This window comes from Thiobacillus sp., assembly GCF_024708915.1.
In genome coordinates, this window is sequence record NZ_JANJXQ010000058.1 from 1 (window position 1) to 4,047 (window position 4,047).

6 protein-coding genes and 1 pseudogene are annotated in these 4,047 nt (G+C 63.2%); all 7 read left to right on the forward strand.

The features are described 5' to 3' along the window. Positions 1–230: 230 nt before the first annotated feature. Positions 231–692: a sulfur oxidation c-type cytochrome SoxX gene (gene soxX / locus Q0L94_RS04630; protein WP_296750541.1), complete on the forward strand. Its 462-nt coding sequence runs from the start codon at positions 231–233 to the stop codon at positions 690–692. Between the two features lie 12 nt (positions 693–704). After that, entirely contained in the window at positions 705–1,634 is a 930-nt protein-coding gene (gene soxA, locus Q0L94_RS04635) for a sulfur oxidation c-type cytochrome SoxA (protein ID WP_296750543.1), read from the forward strand. A 31-nt stretch (positions 1,635–1,665) separates the two neighbouring features. Then, positions 1,666–2,145: a thiosulfate oxidation carrier protein SoxY gene (soxY, locus tag Q0L94_RS04640; protein ID WP_296750545.1), complete on the forward strand. Its 480-nt coding sequence runs from the start codon at positions 1,666–1,668 to the stop codon at positions 2,143–2,145. Between the two features lie 33 nt (positions 2,146–2,178). Then, positions 2,179–2,493 carry a thiosulfate oxidation carrier complex protein SoxZ gene (gene soxZ, locus Q0L94_RS04645; RefSeq protein WP_296750547.1) on the forward strand — a complete coding sequence of 105 codons (315 nt, stop codon included), beginning with the start codon at positions 2,179–2,181 and terminating at the stop codon, positions 2,491–2,493. Between the two features lie 105 nt (positions 2,494–2,598). Further along, positions 2,599–3,105, forward strand: a complete 507-nt coding sequence (locus tag Q0L94_RS04650; protein ID WP_296750550.1) for a hypothetical protein — start codon at positions 2,599–2,601, stop codon at positions 3,103–3,105. Between the two features lie 33 nt (positions 3,106–3,138). Next, positions 3,139–3,627 carry a hypothetical protein gene (locus Q0L94_RS04655; RefSeq protein WP_296750552.1) on the forward strand — a complete coding sequence of 163 codons (489 nt, stop codon included), beginning with the start codon at positions 3,139–3,141 and terminating at the stop codon, positions 3,625–3,627. Positions 3,628–3,670: 43 nt separating this feature from the next. Then, positions 3,671–4,047, forward strand: a pseudogene (locus Q0L94_RS04660) (superoxide dismutase family protein); the annotation flags it as partial.

Genomic DNA, 4,047 nt, shown 5'->3' on the forward strand with positions numbered 1-4,047 from the left:
GACTCAGAAATAGGGGAACGGAATGAAACGGATGGATTTTTTCGCAGGGCAAGGCGCGAGGAGGCGACATAGCCGGCTCTATGGCAACGACGAGCAACGCCGCCATGCGGAAAAAGACGCCGTTTCATGTTGCGATATTTCCGAGTCACGACACTAGGCGCGCCGGGCGACGGAAAAACACAAAAGGAGAACTATTCATGAGACCGATTTTCAGCAAATGGCGGAACCTTGTGCCGCTGCTGCTGGCCTCCGCGCTCGCCGGATGCGCCGCCCAGCCTGGCAAGCCGGCGCAGCAGGCGGCCGGGGCCGGCAAGGGAACGGATTTTTCGGAGTGGCCCTGCCTGAGTTACACCCTGGCCTGCGGCCAGATCCCGAACCGCAAGCCGGTGAAACAGGTGCTCGCCGGCACCCTCGGCGGCGATCCGGCCCGCGGCAAGGCGTTCGCCAACGAACGCAGCAAGGGCAATTGCGTCGCCTGCCACCTGATACAAGGCGCGGAGCAGCCCGGCTCGAAGGGCCCTGATCTGAGCGCCTACGGCACCTGGGACAGAAGCGACGAGGAAACCTACGCCCTGGTCTACGACATGCGCTGGCGCAACCCGGACACCGTCATGCCGACGTTCGGTATCAACCAAATCCTGAACGACCAGGAATTGCGCGACGTGGTCGCCTTTCTGCAGTCGTCGAAGTAAAGGAGCCCTGTCATGGCTGGAAACCACCTTTTTTCCCTGCGCGCGCTTGCCGTGGCGTCGCTGCTTGCCGTGGCGTTCCACGGACAGGCTGGCGGCGCCGACGCCTATCGTGAAACCTACCCGCGCACGGCAATCGACCCGTCCAGGGGCGTCGCCGGCGCCAGCGATGCCGACTTCGGTTCCACCCTGCAGTACTGGCAGGACGAAAAATCGCTCGAGCAGCACAAGCAGTGGATCGGCGACCCGGAGCATGAATGGAAGCTGAACTGGAAATTCCTGGATTTCGATCGCAGCGACGACATGCACCCGGGATACCTGGCGCTGGAGGCGGGTGAAAAGCTGTTCAAGCTCTGGGCCAAGCGCGAGCCGGCATTCCGCACCTGCCTCGGCGAGGGCAAAACCGACCTGAACGGGCTGGCGGCGAGCTACCCCAAGTACGACCCCAGGCTCAAGCGGATCATGACCGTCGAGGGCCGGGTGGAGCACTGCGCGCAGACCGCCCTGTGGGAGACCTTCAAGCAGGGTTCGCCGGCAAACAATCAAATCTCCCTTTACTTCAAGTCCCTGTCTGCCCGAGCGCCGATCAGGGTGGACACCGGCTCGGCCGAGATCATGGCGTCCTATCGGCGCGGCGAGAAACTGTTCTATGCCAAGGTCGGGCAGTTCAACTTCTCCTGCGCCTCCTGCCACACCTCGACGGGCCTGCTGGGCCAGCGCTTCCGCGGCCAGGTTCCGACCTCCCCGTTCGGCGACGCGGCCCACTTCCCCACCTACCGCCTGGCCCTGGGGGATATCGAATCGCTGCAGCAGCGCTTCATGCGTTGCAACCTGCAGGCCCGCACCAAGGCACTGCCGCCCGGCGACCCGGCTTACACCGACCTGGAGGTGTTCTACACCGTGCTTTCCAACGACTACCCGGTTTCCGTGCCATCGGCACGGTAGCCGTTCACCGCAACCGCAAACGGAGAACGACATGAATGAGTTGAATGAACTACGCAGGACCTTGCTGAAGGGCGGATGCGCCGCCGGCATCGTCGCCTTCGCCGCATCCGCCGGGCTGCTAGTGCCAGGCCGCGCCCTCGCCGCGGAATGGAACAAGAGCGCCTTCGAGGCCAGGAACGTCGCCGACGCCCTCAAAGGCCTGGGGGCGTCGGGGGTCGCCGACAGCAAGGATATTCTGATCAAGGCCTCCGACATTGCCGAAAACGGCGCGGTGATTCCGGTCGAGGTGACCAGCCAGATCGCCGGCACCCAGTCCATCGCCATCCTGGCGGACAAGAACCCCTTGCCGCTTCTGGCGGTGTTCGAGTTCGTCGACGGGGCGCAGGGCTACGTCTCCACCCGCATCAAGATGGGCCAAACCTCCAACGTGCGCGCGGTGGTCAAGGCGGAAGGCAAGTACTACAGCGCGGCCAAGGAAATCAAGGTCACCATCGGCGGCTGCGGCGGCTGAGATCCGAATCTCAAATACGGAAAGGAATAGAAAATGGCAGAACCGATGAAGATCCGCGCGCAGCTCTCCGGGGACTTGGTGGCAATCAAGATCCTGATCGGCCACATCATGGAGACCGGCCAACGCAAAGACCCGAGAACCGGGAAGGTGATCCCCGCCCATTTCATCAAGCATCTCAGCGTCGGCCTGAACGGCAAGACGGTCATCGCTGCCCAATGGGGTGGGGCCATTTCCAAAGACCCCTTCCTGGGACTGAAGGTGAAGGGCGCCAAAGCCGGCGACAAGGTAAGCGTGCACTGGGAAGACAGCAAGGGCGAAAAAAGCAGCGCCGAGGCCACAGTTGGCTGAGCCCGCCTCCCCGCGCAGGGCATGCGCAAAGCAGGGCCGCCAACAGCATCGACCCTGCCGTTCCGGCCGAAGACCACTCACCCATTTTAATTTTGGAGCACATTCATGAAACCATATTTCAAGGCAGCGTGGCTCGGCCTGGCGGCAAGCCTGGTCATGGCAGGCGCAGCGGCCGACGTGGGCAAGGACGAACGCCTCAAGCTGGTACTCGAACCGCACGAACGTCATTTGGTCCTGCTCGAGATGCGCAACTTCCTCCACGTTTTGCAGACCATGACCGACTCGCTGACCCGGGAAGACATGAAAACGCTGGCGGAAGCGGCGCGGACCATGGGCAGCGGGGCCGCAAATGAAATCCCGCCCGAGACCGTGGCAAAATTGCCGGATACCTTCAAGATGTTCGCCGGCACCGTGCACACCACGTTCGACATGATTGCGCTGGACGCGGAAAGCCTGGGCGACCCCAGGCACACGCTGAAGCAGATGGGCACCCTGCTGCAGACATGCAATGCCTGCCACGGCATCTACCAGGTTTCGACCGAGCCTTTTCCGCGCCTGAAGCGGGGAGGTTCGACTTCCGGGAAAACGACCGCCGCGAAACCGGCCCGGTAACCCACCATAACCATGGAAACAATGGAGTAAATCATGAGACCCCTTCTTCTTTCGCTGTCCGCCGCCATGCTGGCGCTCCCCCTGATGGCGCAGGCCGCCGGGCCGGCCCACCACCACCACGATCACGGGGCCGACGCTCCGCAATCAATCCAGCTCAATGCCGGCAAGAAGTGGGCCACCGACGATGCATTGCGCCGTGGCATGGGATCGATCCGCACCCTCGCTGAAAAAGCGCTACCGGCCGCCCACGCCGGCAAGCTCACGCCTGCCGGGTACGACGCCCTGGCAAACGATGTCAACGCGCAGATCGCGTTTGTCGTGGAGAACTGCAAGCTCGATCCCAAGGCCGATGCGCAACTCCATATCGTCATCGGCGACCTGACCAACGGTGTCGAAGCGATGCAGGGAAAACAGCCCGGCCAGGATCGCGCCATGGGGGTGGTGGAAATTTCCCGCACCCTCAATACCTATGGCAAATACTTCAACCATCCAGGCTGGAAGGCGATCAAGCTGCCTCATTGATTCGCCCCGACTATTCGCAGCCGCCCCAGCCGCCGCTAGCGGCGAAACCAGCCATGGCCTTGTACTCACCCCTGCCCTCAGCGGCCTGACGCCTGGAATGCACGGCTTCCATGTGCATCAGAACCCGGACTGCCAGGCCAAGGAAAAGGACGGCAAGATGGTTCCGGCGCTCGCTGCGGGCGGCCACTACGATCCCGAAAAGACCAATCGTCACGGCACCCCGTGGGGCGACGGGCACCTGGGCGATCTTCCGCCTCTGTTCGTCGACGCAAGCGGGAACGCGACCCAGCCCGTGCTGGCGCCGCGCTTGAAGATGGCCGACATGAAAGGGCGCTCGCTGATGATCCACGTCGGGGGGGACAACCATGCCGATCACCCGGCACCGCTCGGTGGCGGCGGTGCGCGCATGGCTTGCGGCGT

Bases quoted from the DNA above. Each gene is read 5' to 3' on its own strand.
- soxA (WP_296750543.1), top strand. From the start codon at position 705: ATGGCTGGAAACCACCTTTTTTCCCTGCGCGCGCTTGCCGTGGCGTCG.
- soxY (WP_296750545.1), top strand. From the start codon at position 1,666: ATGAATGAGTTGAATGAACTACGCAGGACCTTGCTGAAGGGCGGATGC.
- soxZ (WP_296750547.1), top strand. From the start codon at position 2,179: ATGGCAGAACCGATGAAGATCCGCGCGCAGCTCTCCGGGGACTTGGTG.
- Q0L94_RS04650 (WP_296750550.1), top strand. From the start codon at position 2,599: ATGAAACCATATTTCAAGGCAGCGTGGCTCGGCCTGGCGGCAAGCCTG.
- Q0L94_RS04655 (WP_296750552.1), top strand. From the start codon at position 3,139: ATGAGACCCCTTCTTCTTTCGCTGTCCGCCGCCATGCTGGCGCTCCCC.